We start from the raw sequence: 19,146 nt of genomic DNA on the forward strand, positions 1-19,146 counted from the left end.
CGAACTGGCGGGGACCAGCCCGCCTAAGGGGGTCCCCGCCAGTCGCGTGGTGGTGCGGTCAGATCAGAACGCGTCCAGAGCGGCCGTGTTGTGCGACGCCAGGTCGGTGTCGTTGTGCGACGCGATGTCCGTGGAGTTGCCCGACCCGATGGCGCTGTTGAAGCTGTGGTCGTCCACGGTGCTCTCGGTCTCTGTCTGCACCGAGGTGTTCACCGAGCTGTCGACCGACGCGTCGATCGAGTTGTCGGTGGCGTTATCGCTGCCCAGGTCGCCACCGGCGGTGGTCTGGTTGCCGCCGACGGTGCTGCTGCTGGTCGAGTTGTCGACGATGACGATGCCGCCGCCTCCGCCGTTGCCACCGGTGGCGTCGTTGCCGCCGTTGCCGATGCCGATCAGGCCACCACCGCCGCCGGAGCTGGCGCCGCCGCCGTTGCCGGCACTGGCGTCGACGTCGTTGAGGACGGGGCCCTCGTTGTCCTGGATGACGGTGCTGCCGCCAGTGGCGGTGGTGCCGTTGTCCTCGATGTCGCCCTCGCCGATGTTGACGTTGGAGCCGGTTCCGGCGATGACGTCACCGTTGTTGACGTGATTGTTGTTGCCGAGGACCGCGCCGTCGCCGGAGACGATGTCGCCCTTGTTGTCGCCGTCGACGACCACGCCACCGTTGGTTGCGGTGTTGGAGGTCTTGTCGCCGAAGGTGATGTCACCGAAGCCGAGGTTGAAGGCGCCGTTCTGCGCGTTCGCACCGGCGTGCTGATCGGGGCTGGCGAAATCGTTGTTGCTGGCGAGGTCGGTGTTGTTCCGGCTCGCGAACTCGGTCTGGGTCTGCGGCGCGAACGTCGTCTGCGGCGAGAACGGCGAGGCGATGCTGTGGTGGTCGGCCACCGCGCGCTGCAGGCCCAGAACCGGATCGCCGCCGCCGAGGGCATAGCCCGCCGGTGCGGCAGTGGCTGCGACCGAGGCCAGCTGCGCGGCGCTGACGTTGGGCAGGCCAGCGTCACGCATCGCGCCGTCGGGGTCCGCGATGAAGGACGCGGCGACCTGGGGGCTGCGGAACAGGTCGAGGATGTAGTCGATCAGGTTCGTCATCGGAGTGCCTTTCGGTTGTGTGTGTCTGGGTCTGGTTGCCGGCGTTCCGGCGAACTGATGACCAATCTATGGACCCCAGCAGAGGCCGGAAACGGGGTCGAAACCCGTGCCTTCACGACGCCATTACGGGGTTCGCTAGGGGTGTCGATTAGGGGGTTAGGGGATGCCCGGGGATACCTCCGAATCGCCCTCTACGTGGGCAAACGCGAGAAAGGCGCGGCCATCGCTGGCCGCGCCTTCGTCGCACTAGGGGGTGAATCAGTCGAACAGGTCGAACCCGGTCGGGTCGGATTGGGGGGTGTGGTCAGCCCCGACGGAATCGACGCCGGGGGTGGCATCTGGGTGGTCCCAGTTGGGGGCGTCCAGCACGGGCACGTCGTCGATCACCGGCGCATCGAAGGCCAGTGCGGCGTCGTCGTCGGTGACGAGCGACGGAACGCCGGGGTCTGCGGTGTCGATGACGGTCGACAGGATGTCGTCGTGCTGGGTGACCAGATCGGTCACGACGGCATGGGTGTCGTCGACACCCTGGACCGGCAGGTGGTCGTCGAACGCGTCGAACGCCGCCGTCGCGGCGCCACTGGCCCACACGTTGGCGCCGGCATCCCCGAAGACATCCAAGCCGGTCTGGTCCACACCGGCCGACGCGGCCGCCGACGGGAACGATTCGGCGACGACGGGAATCAGATTGTTGACATCTGATGCGGTCACACCGCTGAGGTCGGCGTCGGCGATGGCCTGAGCCGGGTTCGCCGCATACTGGGCAGCGATCTCCGGGTCACGCACCACCGACATCACGAAGTCGAGGAGCGAATTCGCCACGGCTGGCCTCCTTGGTTTACAACTGCTTCACGGTGTCGAGAGTTCGTCACCGGATTCGTCTTCGAATGCTATCGACGGAGGCAGCGCCCGGAATCGGTGCCGATCCCACCCCCTCGAACACCCCATTAGGGGGAACGTGATTAGGGGTTTGGTGTCGTTAGGGGGTTACCGCCGGATCCCCATCCCGGCGGTTATGGTGGGGAACTGAATTCTCGTGCTCGGCCCCCGGGCCACCTCCATCCGGCAAAAGGTCTGGACATAGATGAGCGACTCCCTCGGATTGTCAGTCGGCACCACGAATCTGGTGGCGGCGGCCGTCGGCCGCGCCCCGGTCGTGCGCCGTTCGGCACTGGCCCTGTTCAACGACCGCGCACCGGAGGTCGGTGATCAGTTCGGGCCGAATCAGCCGAGGCTTGTCCTCACCGGCTTCGTCGAACGCGTCGGCGACCCCGTTCCGCTGGTTGCGTCGGACGGTTCGTCGCACCGCGGTGAGATCGTCCTCGTCGAGGCGCTCGACGCCATCGCCCGCGACGCGGGTGGCGGCGCACCGGTCACCATCGCCGTGCCAGCACACTGGGGACCCGGCGTGTTGGGTGCACTGCGAAACGCGTTGCGCTCCAAGCCGTCACTGGCCCCTGGCGGTGTTCCACCGGAGTTGGTCCCGGATTCGGCCGCCGCCCTCGCCGCGCTTCGGGTGACACCCGGGCTACCCACCGACGGTGTTGTCGTGCTGTGCGACTTCGGCGGCAGCGGCACCAGCATCACGATCGCCGATGCCCGCGCGGGAATGGCCACCGTCGGCGACACCATCCGCTACCCGGAGTTCTCCGGTGACCTGATCGACCAGTCGCTGCTCAACCACGTCATCGCCGGAGTCGCCGACGCCGGCGACTCGGACCCCGCGGGCACGGCCGCCGTCGGCTCGCTCGCCGCGCTGCGCGACTCGTGCCGGCAGGCCAAGGAACGCCTGTCCGCCGAGACCACCGCCGTCATCCCCGTCACGCTGCCCGGGTTCTCCTCCGACGTCCGGATCACGCGCCCCGAACTCGAGCGGCTCATCGACCAACCCCTGTCGAACGTGCTGTCGGTCATCGAGGAGACGTTGCAGCGCTACCGGGTGCCGCTGGCTGCCGTCACCGCGGTCGCCACGATCGGTGGCGGCGCATCGATCCCGTTCATCACACAGCGGCTGTCGGAGCGCCTGCGCGCCGAGGTCGTGACGACACCGCAACCCCAGGTCGTCAGCGCTGCCGGTGCCGCCGTGGTGGCAGCTGCGGGTGGTCTTGCCGCGGGCGGGCTCGCGGCCGATGCCCCCACCGGGCTGGCTCCCGCCGTTGACGCGCCCACCGGTCTGGCCCCGACGATGGGTTGGGCGGCGAGTGCGCCACCGACCCAGGCTGCCCCGAGTGCGGCCGACACGGCGGCCGCCGACTCGTTGGCGTGGTCCGAGGGTGCTCAGTCCGACGAGCCCGTGCCCTACGAGGGCAATGAATGGACCGGCGAGGACTGGGGTGGGCCGACCGACGCCCGCCCACAGATGGAGTTCGCCCGCGATGAGGCCGTCGAACCCGTTTCGGAACCGCTGCCCTGGTACAAGCGCCCGCCGATCCTGTTCGGTGCGGCCGCGGCGGCCCTGTTGTTGGCGGCCGGCGGCCTTGCCGTGACGTTGACCGGCACGTCGAGTCCGCTCGACCCGGTGATCGAGAACGTGACGATCACCCGCACCGGTGAGGACGGCCGGATCACCACGACCGTCGTGCCCTCGACCGAGACCACCGCCCAGAGCGAGGACGTTCGGACCACGACCGCCACCGCTCCACCGTCCTCGACCACTGCGCCGACCACGACTACAACCACCACCACGTCGCCGACCACGACTACCACCACCACAACAACGACCACCACCACCACGACGACCACCACCACGACCACAACGACGACGACGCCGCCCACCACCACGACGACGCCTCCGCCGACGACGACCACAACGCGCCCGCCCATCACGACCACGACGGTTCCGACGCAGCCCGATACCCCGGACGCCGATCCGCCGACGACCGCCCCGGACCCGGTGGTCCCGTCGACGCCCGCGGCCATGCCCGTCGTCGAGACCATTCCGGAGGTCGCGGCCGTGCCACCTCCGGCCGCCGAAGTCCCCCTGGTGCCTAGCGTTCCGTGATCGCACCCGATGTCGTCGCGACGCTGACGGCCACCGAGCCCATGAAGGCTCTGGTGTCGGGTGGGATCGGTACCGGCAAGACCACGCTCCTGAACACGGTGCGCGCAACACTGCGCGACGCGGGGGTGAGCGTTATCGCGCGTGCGCCACGCGACGGCGATCCGCCGGGCGCCGCGGTCGTGATCGATGACGCCCACATGCTCGACGACGCCGAACTGCATCGCCTGGTCGACATCGTGGACGATGCTGCGACGACGGTGGTGATCTCGGCGCAACCGCTGGTGCACCACGCCGGGTTGACGGCGTTGTCGACCGCGACGGAGAGACAGTCGCCCGCGATAGTGCTCGGACCGCTGACACCACCCGAGATCGCCCGCGTCGCAGCCGAATCACTCGGTTCGACACCACCGGCGGACGTGATCCGGTCGTTGGTCGCCGCCACGGCGGGTCTGCCCTTCCTGGTGCACGCGGCGGTCACCGCCCTCGGGTCAACCGACGCCGAGGCACCCGCCGCGGTCATCGCTCGGGCCGCCCGCGCCGCCCTCGTCGACCGCCTGCGCCGCGTCGACGACGGCGTCCTGGATGCCCTGCTGATCTCGTCGCTGAGCCCCGAACTCGGTCCGGATGACGTCGCGGCGGCGGTCGGACTCAACGGCGCCGAGGGTGCACGCCTGGTCGATCACGCCAGGGCCACCGGCCTCATCGCACCGTCGCACAGCCAGACCTTCCTGCGCGCGCTGCATCAATGCCTCACTCAGACGGTGGGCACCACGCGCCACCACGACCTCGAGATCGCACTGCTGCGCGCCCAGACCGAGAGATCCTCGCTGTCAATGGATCTCGCGTTACGACTGGCCGATCACGGGATGCGGGACCCACTGCTGGCCGATGCGCTGGCCGAGTTCGCCGAGCGCCATCAGGATCATCCCAGTCGGGCCGCCCGGCTCTACCGTGCCGCCGTCCAGGTCGGTGCGAGGACCCCCGACGCGCGCCTGGCCGACGCCCTGGCCGCCACCGGCGACTGCGGCGCTGCCGGCGGGTTGGCCGACGAACTGCTCAGCTCCGAGGACCCCGCCGAACGAGCCGCGGCGGTACGGATCGCCGCCAGCATCGCAGTGCACGACGGCGCCGCCGCCCAAGCCGCCGAGTTGTTCGCCTGGCTCGGCCCGTACCCCGATGCCGTCGTGTCGGCCGCGGGAGTCATCGCGGCGATGGGCGTCGGTGATGCCGCGGCCGCGCGGGCGGCGGCCGGGGGTGACGACGTGGGTCCACCGACGTCGGCCGCCAGAGCCGCCCGCAGCCTCAGCGAGGGTCTCCTCGCGACGCTCGACAGCCCGTATCCGGCTGCAATGTCCCGCCTTTCGCAGGCGATCGGTTCGGAGCCCGCGGCCGCGGGCGTAGCACCGGACACACCCGCGGCACTCGTCACACTCGCCGCGCTGCACGGTGGCGATCCCGTGCGCGCCCGCAGTGTGATCACCCGCGCCGTACGGGCCACCGACGGCGACACCGGCTTCGCCACGCATCGACACCGGCTCCTGCTCGGCTGGATCCGGATGCAGGACGGTCAACTGTCGGCGGCGGCCGCAGACGTCGCCGCCGTCGCCGGGGTGCCGGATCTGCACCGCCGTGACGCGTTGTGGTCCGCGGCCCTGCAGACTGCCATCGCCCGGCGCAGCGGCGACAGCGGCGCCCTCCAGAAACACTGGTATGCGGCCGTCGAGGTCCTCACCGAGTACTCCGTCGACCTGTACTCACTTCTGCCGCTCGGCGAACTGTGGGTCGCGGCCGCGCGGTTGCGTCAGGTCCAGCGTCTCGAGCACGTCATCACCGACGCCTTCGGACTGCTTGCCGCACTGGGCAATCCGACGCTGTGGTCGCTGCCGCTGCACTGGGCGGGAGTCCACGCGGGCATCCTCGCCAACTCACCGGAGTCGGTGGCACCGCACGGACAGGCGTTGACAGCGGCCGCCGGACACAGCGCGTTCGCACGATCGCTGGCGACGGCGGGCCGCACCTGGTTGCGGGTGCTGGCCAATCATGTCGAGGTCGACGACGTGACGGCCGCCGCCCGCTCGCTGGCGCAGTTCGGTCTCGGCTGGGACGCGACGCGGCTGGCAAGCCAGGCCGCGCTGCAGACACCGGACGGACGCGTGTCGGCGGCGATGCTTGCGCTGGCGCGCGACCTCAAGGTCTCGGTGACCGCCCAGGACGACGCGGACAACGCGCCGTTGACGGTGGCCGCGCCGGGGCCGGCGTCGTCGATGCCGACGTGGTCGCGGTTGTCCGACCGTGAACGCGAGGTGGCCGAACTGGTGCTGCAGGGCATGCCCTACCGCGATATCGGAAGCCAGCTGCTCATCTCCGCCAAGACCGTCGAACACCACGTCGCCCGCATCCGTCGCAGGCTGGGGGCGGAGTCCCGGTCGGAGCTGATCTCCATGCTGCGAGCCATCCTGAGCACCCCGGCGTAGGTCGCAGTCCGTGTGACTATGGCCACTGTCACCGCGGCGGCTGCGTGGGCCAGCAACGCATTGGCGCCGGGGGCCATGTGCGGCATCAGGAGCCGATCGACAGCTCCGACCACGGTCATCGGCGCGCTTGGCCCCCAGCGATCGCGGGTATAAGGCATCGGGCGCTCGACCACATCACGTCAAACAGCCTCGAGAATGGCAGCACAACCGGGTTTGTTAGGTGAGCCTTCATAGCGTCATTTGTCGCATGGATGTAACTATCATCAGGCATCTAGCATAAGTTACCCGTAAGTAACATGTCTAAGTTACTGGTCGGTAGCTTGAACTTGGGAGGCACGCGGTGCAGCACACGCTCGAAGTGAGCAGGTTGGTCATTGGATTACTGATGACCGCGGTGGTCTTGATCTTCGCCGCGAAGCGCGTGCTGTGGCTGACCACCCTGATCCGCTCGGGGCAGAAACTCGGCGACGAGCGCGGCCGCAAGGACGACCTGCTACGCCGCTTCCTCAACCAGAACAAGGAAGTCTTCGCCCAGTCGAAGCTCCTGAAATGGTCCATCCCCGGTCTCGCGCACTTCTTCACCATGTGGGGCTTCTTCGTCCTCGGCTCGGTGTATGTCGAGGCCTACGGTGTGCTGTTCAACCCCGAGTTCCACATCCCGTTCGTCGGCCGGTGGGCCGTCCTGGGCTTCCTGCAAGATTTCTTCGCCCTGGCCGTGCTGGCCGGCATCACTGTCTTTGCGATCATCCGCATCACCCGTGAGCCCAAGAAGCTCGGACGGGAGTCGCGCTTCTACGGATCCCACACCGGCGGCGCGTGGGAGATCCTGTTCATGATCTTCCTGGTCATCCTGACCTACGCGATCTTCCGCGGCGCAGCGGTCAACACGCTCGGCGAGGAGTTCCCGTACCAGAGCGGCGCGTTCTTCTCCGACGGTATGGCCGCACTGCTGGCCCCCCTGGGGCACACCGCCAACATGTGGATCGAAACCATTGCCCTGATCGGCCACATCGGCGTCATGCTGGTGTTCCTGCTGATCGTGCTGCACTCCAAGCACCTTCACATCGGCCTGGCTCCCATCAACGTCACTTTCAAGCGGTTGCCGGACGGCTTGGGCCCGCTGCTTCCGATGGAGCACGAAGGCGAGAAGATCGACTTCGAGGATCCTGCCGAGGACGCGGTGTTCGGTCGCGGCAAGATCGAGGACTTCACCTGGAAGGGCTACCTCGACTTCACCACGTGTACCGAGTGCGGCCGCTGCCAGTCGCAGTGCCCCGCGTGGAACACCGGAAAGCCGTTGTCCCCCAAGCTAATCATCATGAACCTGCGCGACCACATGTTCGCCAAGGCTCCCTACATCCTCGGCGAGAAGCCGATGCCCGACGAGAACGCCGTCGAGGAACTGACCTCGACCGAGGGCGGATTCGTCGAGACCAAGCACGACGCGCACGACCACGTTCCCGAGTCCGGTTTCGAACGGATCATGGGATCGGGTCCTGAGCAGGCCACCCGACCGCTCGTCGGCACCGCCGAGCAGGGCGGCGTCATCGACCCCGACGTGCTGTGGTCCTGCACCAACTGCGGCGCGTGCGTCGAGCAGTGCCCCGTCGACATCGAGCACATCGACCACATCGTCGACATGCGCCGCTACCAGGTCATGGTCGAATCTGAGTTCCCCGGTGAACTCGGCGTGCTGTTCAAGAACCTCGAGACCAAGGGCAACCCGTGGGGGCAGAGCGCCCGCGAGCGCACCACCTGGATCGACGAGGTCGACTTCGATGTCCCGGTCTACGGCCAGGACGTGCACTCCTTCGACGGCTTCGAGTACCTGTTCTGGGTCGGCTGCGCGGGTGCCTTCGAGGACCGCGCGAAGAAGACCACCAAGGCTGTCGCCGAGCTGCTGGCCGCCGCGGGCGTGAAGTTCCTGGTCCTGGGCACCGGCGAGACCTGCACCGGCGACTCGGCCCGACGCGCGGGCAACGAGTTCCTGTTCCAGCAGTTGGCCGCGCAGAACGTCGAGACCATCAACGAGCTGTTCGAGGGTGTTGAGACCGTCGACCGCAAGATCATCGCCACCTGCCCGCACTGCTTCAACACCATCGGCCGCGAGTACCCGCAGCTGGGCACCAACTACACAGTGCTGCACCACACGCAGCTGCTGAACCGTCTGGTCCGCGACAAGAAGCTGGTCGCGGTCAAGCCCGTCGGCCAGGACGTCACCTACCACGACCCGTGCTTCCTCGGCCGTCACAACAAGGAGTACTCGGCGCCGCGTGAGCTGATCGGGGCCTCGGGCGCCACGCTCACCGAGATGCCACGGCACGCCGACCGCGGCCTGTGCTGCGGCGCGGGCGGTGCGCGGATGTGGATGGAAGAGCACATCGGCAAGCGCGTCAACCACGAACGCGTGGAGGAGGCGCTGGACACCGGCGCCAAGACGATCGCCACCGGCTGCCCGTTCTGCCGTGTGATGATGACCGACGGTGTCGGCGACAAGGCCGAGGAGCTGGGCAAGTCGGCCGAGGTTCTCGACGTGGCCCAGCTGCTGCTCGCGTCGTTGGACAAGGACGCAGTCGCGTTGCCCGCCAAGGGTGCTGCCGCCGAGTGGTCGGCAGTGCTCGCCGAGAAGCGTGCTGCCGCCGAAGAAGCCGCAGCACCCGCCGAGGCCGCGGTTGTCGAGCCAGAGGAAGAAGTCGAGGAGTCCGCTCCCGAGCCCGCCGCCAAGACCGAGGCCGCGGCTCCGGCCGCACCGGCCAAGGGCATGGGCATGGCCGGTGGCATCAAGAAGCCCGGCGCCAAGAAGCCCGCCGCTGCAGAGGCTCCAGCAGCCGAGACCCCGGCACCGGCCAAGGGCGGCCTGGGTATGGCCGGCGGGATCAAGAAGCCCGGCGCCAAGAAACCGGCCGCCGCGGCACCCGCAGAGGCTCCAGCCGCGGAGACCCCGGCACCCGCAAAGGGCGGCCTGGGCCTCGCGGGCGGCATCAAGAAGCCCGGCGCCAAGAAGCCCGCGGCTGCGGCACCCGCCGCGGAAGCACCCGCAGCCGAGGCGCCCGCCGCCGAAGCCGCTCCCCCGGTTCCGACCGCCAAGGGTGGACTGGGACTCGCCGGCGGCATCAAGAAGCCCGGCGCCAAGAAGCCCGCGGCTGCGGCACCGGCTGCGCCTGCAGAGGCACCAGCGGCCGAGACCCCGGCACCCGAGGCACCCGAGGCACCCGCAGAAACTGCCGCGCCGAAGCCGCCGACCGCCAAGGGTGGATTGGGACTCGCGGGTGGGATCAAGAAGCCCGGCGCCAAGAAGCCCGCCGCGACAACTCCCGCTCCGGCTGAGGCCGCAGCGCCGGCGCAGGCCGAACCCGAACCGCAATCGGAGCCCGAGGCAGCGTCAGAGGAAAAGCCTCGCCCACCGGTCAAGGGTCTGGCGATCGCACCCGGCACGAAGCGGCCCGGCAAGCGCTAGGCCGAACCCGCCACGCACGCGCACCCTCGGCAGCCCAGCAAGCGTTTGCTGGGCTGCCGCCGTCTGAACCCTCGACCGCAGGGGCTTATCGGGCTGGCGAGCTGGCCGATCATCGCGCGCCAGTTGCGTCAGCTCGTCTCGACGTACCCCGAGAGGGGTCTTACAACTACGCGTCGTCGAGGTGGCTAGCGCGTGAGTTGACGCATCGGTACTATTTATGGCTCATCAAAACGTGCATGTCAGCGTCGTGCTGTCGCATTGAACATTTTCATGCGCAACTTTTAGCGAATTTACATTTTCGTAAACAGCAACACGTTCTAGGTGCTAGCGTGCGCTCGGTTGGCTGATAACTACCTGTGAGATTTCAGGCCCATGCACGCAGATCTCCATGAACAGCTCGGCCAGCACGACACAAGTCCGCCATAGGTAAGGATTCACATGCAGGTAGCTGTTCGCCCACGTCTCGCCGTCGGAGCCTCGCTGGTCGCTGCCAGCGCCCTCCTCATCTCGCCGATCTCACCGTCGGCGCCGGCCAACATCCAGGTCCCGGCCATCAGCTCGGCCATGGTCGACCTCGCGGCATCGACTAACCCCATCCAGCAGTGGGCGGACGTGATCGGAGGCGTCGTCACCAACGTCGTGGGAATCGGGCAGTCGGTTGCAACCGATCCCGCCCCGATCCTGCGGGCGCTGCTCACCAACCAGCTCGGCTACGCCCAGACCGTGGTCAGCAGCCTCGGGGCCCTGGGCCAGAGCTTGGGCACCTGGGCCACCGCCATCGTGGTGCCGGAAATGCAGAAGATGGTCACCGCCATCTCCCAGGGCGATGTCGTCGGCGCGGCCAACGCGGTCAACAACATGATCGGGCAGCTGGTTTTCGCGGCATTCCCGATCGCCGAAGTCCTGACGATTCCCCGCCAGATGGCGGACACCCTGGTCAGGGTGGTCGCGGCGGGCACCGATCTATTCACGATGCTGCTTCCCCTGGCCGTTGGCGCGCTGGGCCCGGTCATGGGCACCGTCGAGGCGCTCGGCGACCAGGGCCAGGCCCTGGTGAACGCGCTGCGCACAGCTGATCCGCTGGCAGCGCTGGGCGCCATCATCAACACCCCCGGCGTGCTCGCCGGTGCAATCCTGAACGGGTACACGGCCGCTTACGAGGTTGACGGCTACAAGACCTTCTACCCGGGTCTGCTCACCTGGGATCCCGCGGCGCCGCACAACAACGGCATCATCGCCTCCCTGTTGGTGACCATTCCCAAGCTCATCGCGAATGCGATCGCCGGGCCCGCGTCGTTCGCCTTCAAGACCACCGCCCCGGTGGAGACTCCCGCTGATGGCATCGCCTCGATTCCGAACCTGACCACAGCGACCGTCTCCCTGGAGACACCCACTGACACGGTGGTCGAGACGCCGAAGACCGAGGTGGACCCGGGGTCCAACACGGCTGAGACGAAGCCCGTCACCACCGAGCCCGTTGTTGTGACACCTGTCGCCGTGGAGCCCGTCGTCGTCGAGCCTGTCGTCGTCGAGCCTGTCGTCGAGAAGGTCACCGTGACCGAGGAGACCGACAACGTCGCCGTCACCAAGGAAGACACCGCGACCGCCGCCGAGAAGGAGAAGCCGGCCGACACCCGCACCGATACCAAGGACGGCAACAAGGCCGAACCGGGCAAGGTGAACACCGGTGTGTCCAACAACGGCTCTTCGACGACGACCGCGCCGTCCAAGACCGACACCGAGACCGTCGCCACGCCCGACAAGCCTGCAACGGGTACCGGCACCGCCAACACCGGGTCCGGCTCGGACAGCTCCGGCTCGGACAGCTCGGGCTCCGGCGACTCGGGCAACGAGTAACCACCACCGGTGACACCGGTGTGAGAACACCCTGATCGGTAGGCCCCCTCCCCGCGGAGGGGGCCTACTGTGTTCTCACGTGAGATGTCGTCATATACCTGGAACAACCGATCTTGAAATCCCAAGCTGAACTGGAACTTGACATCTAGCCTGTTCAAGGGCTTCCCGGACGTTCCAACTACTTGATGATGCAAACATTCAAATACTTGCCATTCGGTAAACGGCAACACGTTCCTGCGGTGTCGATACCCTGCTCTTGGTTCACACCAGAGACCCAGTTCCGGACCCCGGCAGCACGTGGAACTGGGCGACTGTCCCCTCGAGCCAGTAAGCCCCCTCCACCCCTAGCGGAGGGGGTTTACTGCTTCCCGGAGCAGCGCACCCCGCCTGGCCAGCTAATTGGGTGGACGGTAATGAGACCATTGAACGCGTGACCACCCATCAGCTTCCCTGGCATGGCACCGGGAATCAGCCACGACAGCGCACGTTCGCGCAGTCGTCCAAGCTGCAGGATGTCCTGTACGAGATCCGCGGTCCCGTGCACGATCACGCCGCCAGGCTTGAGGCCGAGGGACACCGCATCCTCAAGCTGAACATCGGCAACCCCGCGCCGTTCGGCTTCGAGGCACCCGATGTGATCATGCGCGACATGATCCAGGCGCTGCCGTACGCGCAGGGATACTCCGACTCCAAGGGCATCCCCAGCGCCCGGCGTGCGGTGTTCACCCGCTACGAACTGGTCGACGGCTTTCCCCGCTTCGACATCGACGACGTGTACCTGGGCAACGGCGTCTCCGAGTTGATCACCATGACGCTGCAGGCGCTGCTGGACAACGGCGACCAGGTACTGATCCCCGCGCCGGACTACCCGCTGTGGACCGCGTCGACGGCGCTGGCCGGCGGCACTCCCGTGCACTACCTGTGCGACGAGACCCAGGGCTGGCAGCCCGATATCGCCGACCTCGAGTCGAAGATCACCGAGCGCACCAAGGCACTCGTCGTGATCAACCCGAACAACCCCACCGGCGCGGTGTACAGCCGCGAAATCCTGCAGCAGATGGCCGATCTCGCGCGTAAGCACCAGCTGCTTCTGCTCGCCGATGAGATCTACGACAAGATCCTGTACGACGACGCCGAGCACATCGCGATGGCATCGGTGGCGCCCGATCAGCTGTGCCTGACGTTCAACGGCCTGTCCAAGGCCTACCGGGTGGCCGGTTACCGCGCGGGCTGGCTGGTGATCACGGGCCCCAAGGAGCACGCCGCGAGCTTCATCGAGGGCATCAGCCTGCTGTCGAATATGCGCCTGTGCCCCAATGTGCCTGCGCAGCACGCTATTCAGGTGGCACTCGGTGGACACCAGAGCATCGACGACCTCGTCCTGCCCGGCGGTCGTCTGCTCGAACAGCGTGACGTGGCCTGGGCCAAGCTCAACGAGATCCCCGGGGTGTCGTGCGTGAAGCCCGAGGGTGCGCTGTACGCCTTCCCGCGGCTGGACCCCGAGGTGCACGACATCCGCGACGACGAGCAGCTGGTGCTCGACCTGCTGCTGCAGGAGAAGATCCTGGTCACCCAGGGCACCGGGTTCAACTGGCCCGCGCCCGATCACCTGCGCATCGTGACGCTGCCGTGGTCGCGCGACCTCGCCAACGCCATCGAGCGGATGGGCAACTTCCTGGCGAGCTACCAGCAGTAGCCCGCGTTCACGTGGGTACCGTGGTGCCCTGTGTCTGGATCGCATACCCACTCCATGAGTGGGCCCGCGCCCCTGGGGCCGTTGGCCGCCAGGATCGTCGTGGGCCTCCTGATCGCCATCGGCCTGGCTGTCGTCATCGGCGCCGCGGTGCTGTGGCCGAGCCAGGAGAAGGCCGACATCCCGCTGCCATTTCAGAACGCGACCGGCGGCGCGGTGACCACGGAGGCGGGTCACGTGCGCTCCAGCGGTGCCGCGGACTGCGGTAGTCCGTCGGCGGGCGCGGTACTGACCGCCCCGCCTGTCGCCGCACCCGCTGGCGGAGGCGAGTGCGTTCAGTCGCTCGTCGCGATCGACTCTGGACCCAATGAGGGTGCGAACACCCTCCTCGAGTTCAGCGGCGGCCCAGGCCAGCCGCATCTCGCGGTCGGTGACAACATCAGGATCAGCCGGCAGGTCGACCAGAACGGCTCCACCACCTACTCGTTCTACGACTTCGAGCGGACGTGGCCGCTGGTCGCGCTGGCCACCGTATTCGCCGTCGTGGTCGTGGCGGTGGCGCGGTGGCGGGGGCTGCGGGCAATGATCGGGATTGTCGTCGCCTTCGCGGTGCTGGTGGTGTTCCTGCTACCCGCGCTACGCGATGGCGCGCCAGCGGTTCCCGTGTCACTCGTCGCGGCCGCGGTAATCCTCTACGCCGTCATCTATCTGGCACACGGGGTGAGCCTGCGTACCAGCGCGGCCCTACTCGGAACCCTGGCCTCCCTACTGCTGGCAGCCGTACTGTCTTGGGCGGCAATCGAATTAGCGCACTTGACGGGACTCTCGGAGGATCAGAACAACGAGGTCGCCGCCTATATGGGCAACGTGTCGATCACGGGTCTGCTGCTGGCCGGGTTCATCATCGGCTCGCTCGGCGTGCTCAACGATGTGACCGTGACGCAGGCCTCGACGGCCTTCGAGCTCGCCGAGCACGGGGCCTCGCGGACAGCGGTCTTCGTCGGCGCGATGCGGGTGGGACGCGACCACATCGCCAGCACCGTCTACACGCTGGTGCTCGCCTACGCCGGTAGCGCGCTTCCGCTGCTGCTGCTGTTCAGCGTCGCCAACCGGTCGCTGAGCGACGTGCTGACCAGTGAGAGTGTGGCGATCGAGGTCGCCCGATCCGCGGTCGGCGGGATCGCGCTGGCGTTGTCGGTGCCCTTGACGACCGGCATCGCCGCCGTGCTGGCCACCCCTAGCGGCGAGCCAGCAGCTCCAGCAGATAGGCGCCATACCCCGACTTGAGCAGAACGTTCGCGCGGGCCTCGAGCTGTTCATCGGTGATGAAGCCCATACGCCAGGCGACCTCCTCGGGCACACCGACTTTCAGGCCCTGGCGGCGTTCGATGGTACGGACATAGTCGCTGGCGTCCAGCAGCGAGTCGAACGTTCCGGTGTCCAGCCAGGCCGTGCCGCGGGCCAGCACCTCGACCGAGAGTCGGCCCTGCTCGAGGTAGCGCTGGTTGATCTCGGTGATCTCGAATTCCCCACGCGCGGAGGGCTTCAGCGACTTGGCGATCTCGATGACGTCGTTATCGTAGAAGTACAGCCCTGGTATCGCGTAGTTCGACTTGGGGTTCGCGGGCTTCTCCTCCAGCGACAGTGCGGTGCCGTCCTCGCCGAACTCCACCACACCGTAGGCCGTGGGATTGGCCACCCAGTAGGCGAATATCGCGCCGCCCTTGACGTCGTGGAACCTGCCCAGGCTGGTGCCCAGCGTCGGCCCGTAGAAGACGTTGTCCCCCAACGCCAGTGCGACCGAGTCCGTTCCGATGTGGTCAGCGCCGATGACGAACGCCTGCGCCAGACCGTCGGGTTGGCTCTGGGTGGCGTAGGTGATGTCGACGCCGAATTCACTGCCGTCACCGAGCAACCGGTGAAATGCCGGCGCGTCGCCGGCAGTCGAGATCACTTGGATGTCGCGGATGCCCGCCATCATCAACGTCGACAGCGGGTAGTAGATCAACGGCTTGTCATACACCGGAAGCAACTGCTTGCTGACGCCCATCGTGATCGGGTACAACCTCGTGCCCGATCCGCCCGCCAGGATGATCCCTCGCATCCGGTCAGCCTAGAACGGCGAGCGGGCCAGCCACCCGTCCCACACCGCCGCATCGCCGAACACCTCGAGCGAGGCCTCCGCGGCGCTCCGCCGCCGGGTGATGCCCAGCAGCAGGTCGACGGCCCTGCCGCGAACCGCCGCCTCACCCTTGGCGTGGTTGTGCGACCAGCTCAAACCGTCCTCGTCGTTGACGATCGTCCACTCGCCCGTCGGGCCCAAACCGTCGTCGGTGGCGTGCAGGTGCAGCGTGCGCCCCGGCTCCAGCGGCGGCGCGTGGCGGTCGGCACCGTTGATGATCAGCTCGATCCACTCGCTGACTGCGTCGGCGGCCTGCGCGGCGGGCAGCTCGAACTCTGATCCGAGCGCCAACGCGGCGTCGGCGCGGTGCACTGTCATCTCGTGCACACGGCGCCGGATCCACCAGCCCGCGGGCTTGGACCCGTTGAACGTCCACACCCGCGCATCGGCACCGACATGGTCGACGGCGTCGAGGACCTGCTGCGCGCCGGATTCCAGCCAGGCGATCGCGCCGTCGACGTCCTCGGGCGGCTTGCCGTCGCGCACCTCACGCGGGTCGAGCGGCTCCTGGCGTCGGTCGTTGATGATCTGTGCACACCAACGGTTGCCGCGGCCGACGTGTTTGAACAGTTGGTTCAGGGTCCAGCCGGGACATGTTGACACCGGCGTCGTCGGGTCGGCGTCGCGATAGAGATCGCCGAATGCCTTGGTCTCGGTGATGAGCGTTGCCCGGACGTCCATGCTAGGAACGTACCGCTGTCTGCGCCTGGCCAAGGTTGATCGGAAGGGATGCCCATCCGCGCAGCACCCGTGTGTCACGCCGACTTCCCGCACCTGCCAGAGCGGCGTCCGGGTAGCGCTCGAAGAATGTCCGCAACCCGACTTCGCCCTCCGCCCGCGCCAGTGCCGCGCCGAGGCAGAAGTGCCGACCGCCGGAGAACGACAGGTGCCTGCCCGCGTTCTCGCGGGTGACGTCGAAGCGGTGCGGGTCGGGAAACACGTCGGGATCACGGTTGGCGCCGGCGAGATAGATGATGACGGGGTCACCCGCCTTGACCGTCTTGCCCGCCACCTCGGTGTCGACCTTGGCCACCCGTGCGCTCATCTGCACCGGCGACTCGAGCCGCAGAATCTCCTCGACGGCTCCGGGCCAGAGGTCGGGCTGCTCCAGCAGCAGCGCGAGTTGCTCGGGATGCTCCAGCAGAATCCGGATCCCACTACCCAGCAGGTTGACGGTCGTCTCGAATCCCGCGGCGAGCACCAGACCTGCCGTGGCGCGCAGTTCCTCGTCATTGAGGCGGGCGCCGCCCTCACTCGCGTCGATGAGCTGACTCATCAGGTCCTCACCCGGCGAACTGCGCAGATGACGAATGTGGTCGGCGAGCCAGACGTTGAATCCGTCCAGCCCACGCTCGACCCGGCGGTATTGGTCCCAGGCCAGCCCGATGTCCAGGCTTGGGGCCGCCAACTCGCCGAACTCGAGGATGCGCGGCCGGTCGTGGTCGGGCACGCCGATGATGTCACCGATCACGGTCACCGGAAGTTGCGAGCAGTAGTGCTCCACGATGTCGACGGTCCCGCCGGCGGTGTCCAATCCGTCAATCAGCCCCATGGCGGCCTCTTCGACCCGTTCACGCAGGGCGGCAACGGCTCTGGTGGTGAAAACCGACGACACCATCTTGCGGTAGCGGGTGTGCTCGGGCGGCTCGACGGATAGCAGTGACGGCGGCCGCAGCGGGTGCAGTCGCCCCTTGACCACCGTCTTCTGCTCCAGCCAGTACAACGGCCGCGGCAGAGTCTTGCCTATCGCCAAGACGGCGAAGTCATCCGAGCGCAGCAGTTGATGGGCGACTGCGTGGTCGGTGGTCAGCCACGCCGCGCGGCCGCGGACCAGCCGTCCCATGGCGCGGAGTTCGTCGGCGTAACCGCCGGGATCGGCGCGCACCGCGGGGTCCGCGATCAGCCGACCCTGCGGCTCGCCCCGTTTGGCGCCAAACGACGCGAGTCGGCGGATCACCCCGTGCAGGGCGAACCAGTGCAGGCGCTGCCTGACCGTCATGACCCGAGCTTAACGCTCCGGAATGCGCCGGCCCAGGGCGTGCACCCGCCACCCCGCGTCCTGCCACATGTCGACGTCCAGGCAGTTTCGGCCGTCGACAACCACTTTCGCGCGCACGGTGGCCGCCAGCCGATGCGGATCGAGGTCCACGAACTCCTGCCACTCGGTGAGTACCAGTACGGCGTCGGCCCGCTCGCACGCCTCATCGATCGTGGTCGAGTAGTTCAGTGTCGGAAACAACCGCCGCGAGTTCTCCATGGCCTGGGGGTCGTAGACGTTGACTCCTGCCCCGTTGAGCTGCAGCAGCCCGGCGACATTGAGCGCAGGTGAGTCGCGCACATCGTCGGACTCCGGCTTGAACGCCGCACCGAGCACGGCGATGTTGGCGCCCAGCAGCGACCCGCCGCACGCCCTGGTGGCCAGCTCGACCATGCGGGTGCGTCGGCGCATGTTGATGCTGTCGACCTCGCGCAGGAAGGTCAGGGCGTGGTTGGCGCCGAGTTCGCCGGCCCGGGCCATGAACGCCCGGATGTCCTTCGGTAGGCAGCCGCCGCCGAATCCCAGTCCAGCGTTGAGAAATCGACGTCCGATCCGTGGGTCGTGGCCCAGTGCGTCGGCGAGCACAGTGACATCGGCGTCGACGGCCTCGCAGACCTCCGATATCGCGTTGATGAACGAGATCTTGGTGGCCAGGAAGGCATTCGCCGACACCTTCACCAGTTCCGCGGTCTGCAGGTCGGTGACCAGGAACGGCACATCCTCGTCGAGCAGCCGCGCGTAGAGGTCGCGGATCGCGGCCTCGGCACGCACCGAACCCCGCTGCACACCCAGCACGATGCGGTCGGGATGCAGGGTGTCGTGCACCGCGAAGCCCTCGCGGAGGAACTCCGGGTTCCAGGCGATCTCGACGTCGACCCCCGCAGGGGCGAGGTCGCGGGCGCGCGCGGACAGTTCGGCGGCGGTGCCGACCGGCACGGTGGACTTTCCGACGATCACCGCGGGGCGGCGCAGCCGCGGCACCAGCGTGTCAACCACGGCGTGCACGTGCCGCAGATCAGCGCCGTACTCCCCCTTCTTCTGTGGGGTGCCTACGCCCAGGAAGTGCACGTCGGCGAACTCGACCGCGGCGTCGTAGTCGGTCGTGAAGTGCAGGCGACCGGCTTCCAGGTTGTCCCGCAGCATCTTTCGCAGGCCTGGCTCATAGAACGGGATGTCGCCGGCAGCCAGCTTGTCGATCTTGCCGGGGTCGATGTCCACACCGATGACCTCATGGCCCAACTCGGCCATCCCGGCCGCGTGTGTCGCCCCGAGATAGCCCGTACCAAACACAGTGCATCGCATATGCCCTGGATATGCCGTCGCGATGAGCTAGTTGCTACGCGACACCGAGCAGC

At 67.7% G+C, this 19,146-nt stretch carries 12 protein-coding genes; 6 read left to right on the forward strand and 6 right to left on the reverse strand.

All coding sequences use genetic code 11. The annotated features are described in order from the left end of the window. Positions 1-63: 63 nt before the first annotated feature. Together ACZY0X_RS04175 and ACZY0X_RS04180 are read right to left on the reverse strand one after the other, a co-directional pair. On the reverse strand, positions 64-1,089 hold the full coding sequence (locus ACZY0X_RS04175) for an IniB N-terminal domain-containing protein (RefSeq protein WP_463768315.1): 1,026 nt from the start codon (positions 1,087-1,089) through the stop codon (positions 64-66). Positions 1,090-1,347: 258 nt separating this feature from the next. Further along, positions 1,348-1,911 carry an Rv0340 family IniB-related protein gene (locus ACZY0X_RS04180; protein WP_463768316.1) on the reverse strand — a complete coding sequence of 188 codons (564 nt, stop codon included), beginning with the start codon at positions 1,909-1,911 and terminating at the stop codon, positions 1,348-1,350. A gap of 262 nt (positions 1,912-2,173) precedes the next feature. Here ACZY0X_RS04180 and ACZY0X_RS04185 point away from each other — a divergent pair, with 262 nt between their 5' ends. The 6 genes from ACZY0X_RS04185 (at position 2,174) to ACZY0X_RS04210 (ending at position 14,858) form a co-directional block, all read left to right on the forward strand. Continuing rightward, the gene (locus ACZY0X_RS04185; protein WP_463768317.1) at positions 2,174-4,090 is read left to right on the forward strand and encodes an Hsp70 family protein; all 1,917 of its coding nucleotides are present in this window, start codon (positions 2,174-2,176) and stop codon (positions 4,088-4,090) included. After that, complete coding sequence (iniR, locus tag ACZY0X_RS04190) at positions 4,087-6,564, forward strand: isoniazid response ATPase/transcriptional regulator IniR (RefSeq protein WP_463768318.1); 2,478 nt, start codon at positions 4,087-4,089, stop codon at positions 6,562-6,564. The genes ACZY0X_RS04185 and iniR overlap by 4 nt, the downstream gene beginning before the upstream one ends. Before the next feature lie 385 nt (positions 6,565-6,949). Further along, positions 6,950-10,021, forward strand: a complete 3,072-nt coding sequence (locus ACZY0X_RS04195; RefSeq protein WP_463768319.1) for a heterodisulfide reductase-related iron-sulfur binding cluster — start codon at positions 6,950-6,952, stop codon at positions 10,019-10,021. 438 nt (positions 10,022-10,459) lie between these two features. After that, a complete protein-coding gene (locus ACZY0X_RS04200) occupies positions 10,460-11,878 on the forward strand; it encodes a hypothetical protein (RefSeq protein WP_463768320.1) in 1,419 nt (472 codons plus the stop codon). Positions 11,879-12,281: 403 nt separating this feature from the next. Further along, the gene (locus ACZY0X_RS04205; protein WP_463768321.1) at positions 12,282-13,574 is read left to right on the forward strand and encodes a pyridoxal phosphate-dependent aminotransferase; all 1,293 of its coding nucleotides are present in this window, start codon (positions 12,282-12,284) and stop codon (positions 13,572-13,574) included. 54 nt (positions 13,575-13,628) lie between these two features. After that, complete coding sequence (locus tag ACZY0X_RS04210; protein WP_463768322.1) at positions 13,629-14,858, forward strand: YibE/F family protein; 1,230 nt, start codon at positions 13,629-13,631, stop codon at positions 14,856-14,858. Here ACZY0X_RS04210 and rfbA read toward each other — a convergent pair. The 4 genes from rfbA to ACZY0X_RS04230 are packed head-to-tail and all read right to left on the reverse strand — an operon-like array spanning position 14,809 to position 19,093. Further along, positions 14,809-15,675, reverse strand: coding sequence for a glucose-1-phosphate thymidylyltransferase RfbA (rfbA, locus tag ACZY0X_RS04215; RefSeq protein WP_463768323.1), 867 nt, complete (start codon positions 15,673-15,675; stop codon positions 14,809-14,811). The genes ACZY0X_RS04210 and rfbA overlap by 50 nt on opposite strands. Positions 15,676-15,684: 9 nt before the next feature. After that, positions 15,685-16,434 carry a maleylpyruvate isomerase family mycothiol-dependent enzyme gene (locus ACZY0X_RS04220; protein WP_463768324.1) on the reverse strand — a complete coding sequence of 250 codons (750 nt, stop codon included), beginning with the start codon at positions 16,432-16,434 and terminating at the stop codon, positions 15,685-15,687. Between the two features lies 1 nt (position 16,435). Further along, positions 16,436-17,752, reverse strand: coding sequence for a cytochrome P450 (locus ACZY0X_RS04225; protein WP_463768325.1), 1,317 nt, complete (start codon positions 17,750-17,752; stop codon positions 16,436-16,438). Between the two features lie 9 nt (positions 17,753-17,761). Then, complete coding sequence (locus ACZY0X_RS04230) at positions 17,762-19,093, reverse strand: UDP-glucose dehydrogenase family protein (RefSeq protein WP_463768326.1); 1,332 nt, start codon at positions 19,091-19,093, stop codon at positions 17,762-17,764. Positions 19,094-19,146: the final 53 nt, after the last annotated feature.

The organism is Mycobacterium sp. IDUB_39 (assembly GCF_055419205.1).

What these genes read in the sequence shown, in the direction of transcription:
- ACZY0X_RS04175 (WP_463768315.1), bottom strand. Translation starts at nt 1,089, where the DNA reads ATGACGAACCTGATCGACTACATCCTCGACCTGTTCCGCAGCCCCCAG.
- ACZY0X_RS04185 (WP_463768317.1), top strand. Translation starts at nt 2,174, where the DNA reads ATGAGCGACTCCCTCGGATTGTCAGTCGGCACCACGAATCTGGTGGCG.
- ACZY0X_RS04195 (WP_463768319.1), top strand. Translation starts at nt 6,950, where the DNA reads ATGACCGCGGTGGTCTTGATCTTCGCCGCGAAGCGCGTGCTGTGGCTG.
- ACZY0X_RS04200 (WP_463768320.1), top strand. Translation starts at nt 10,460, where the DNA reads ATGCAGGTAGCTGTTCGCCCACGTCTCGCCGTCGGAGCCTCGCTGGTC.
- ACZY0X_RS04210 (WP_463768322.1), top strand. Translation starts at nt 13,629, where the DNA reads ATGAGTGGGCCCGCGCCCCTGGGGCCGTTGGCCGCCAGGATCGTCGTG.
- rfbA (WP_463768323.1), bottom strand. Translation starts at nt 15,675, where the DNA reads ATGCGAGGGATCATCCTGGCGGGCGGATCGGGCACGAGGTTGTACCCG.
- ACZY0X_RS04220 (WP_463768324.1), bottom strand. Translation starts at nt 16,434, where the DNA reads ATGGACGTCCGGGCAACGCTCATCACCGAGACCAAGGCATTCGGCGAT.
- ACZY0X_RS04225 (WP_463768325.1), bottom strand. Translation starts at nt 17,752, where the DNA reads ATGACGGTCAGGCAGCGCCTGCACTGGTTCGCCCTGCACGGGGTGATC.
- ACZY0X_RS04230 (WP_463768326.1), bottom strand. Translation starts at nt 19,093, where the DNA reads ATGCGATGCACTGTGTTTGGTACGGGCTATCTCGGGGCGACACACGCG.